We start from the raw sequence: 838 nt of genomic DNA, 5'->3' as shown, positions 1-838 counted from the left end.
GTATCATATACGGAAGGCACTATTACAAAAACGACATACAAAAACATTAAAGTTGAACCTAGGTTTACCATTACCTTCCACACGGTAATGGATGTCGGTGAAACTCATCAAACTACACCAAAAGTTTATTACGAAATTAACAACCAAGAGATTGTAACAAATACTGTGAATTATCCCTCTTCCAATCCATCGGTAGCAACCATCAGTCGTACTGGTTATATTAAAGCTATTGCACCGGGAATAACGACCATCAAAGCTACAACCACTGATAAAGTATTCGGTAAAACATTGGTAGAATCATACGATTTGACAGTTTAATAGCTTAGTTGTTGAATACTGTACATTCTATCTTGAAAATGTGAACATGAAATCACGCCTCATTAAATAAACAGAGGCGTGATAGAATCCGCTTTTGGGATGGGTAGATAAGTTTGATTCCCAATTTAAACAGATTAAGCTGAAGAATGACGAGGATTTTTGGTGGATACCTGTTGAGAATGTGATTAGTGTAGAAGCCTAAACAATGTATTTTGCAACTACATAGAATGTATTGCCTGTGGGAACACGGATACAGAACAAACCTTTAACGGATTACCGAAAAAGGGTTGTTCTTTTTTATGTAGAATATGGTAATTGCGATCAGCATTACATAAAAAGGAGGAGAAGACTTGAGGCGTCAGGACAGTCATGGACCAGGAATAGATTTTCTAGGGCCAGTAGAAGGAAATTAATAGTTACTAATTCGGTAATTTCCCTATAGGGGAACTTCAGCGTGCATATCTCCATACTTTTCGGTATTTTATCTGCACGCTGAAACGTCCGAATTTAGGTTCGGACG

The 838-nt window shown here is 37.5% G+C and carries 1 protein-coding gene; it reads left to right on the top strand.

What is annotated here, in order from left to right:
* On the top strand, positions 1–318 hold a 318-nt coding region (locus QZ995_RS23680), incomplete at its 5' end, for an Ig-like domain-containing protein (protein WP_301812402.1).
* Positions 319–838: the final 520 nt, after the last annotated feature.

The organism is Brevibacillus laterosporus (assembly GCF_030489605.1).
In the GTDB taxonomy this organism is placed as follows: domain Bacteria; phylum Bacillota; class Bacilli; order Brevibacillales; family Brevibacillaceae; genus Brevibacillus_B; species Brevibacillus_B laterosporus_E.
Note: the sequence above shows the minus strand (reverse complement) of the source record. Positions and strands in the feature narration are given on the sequence as shown.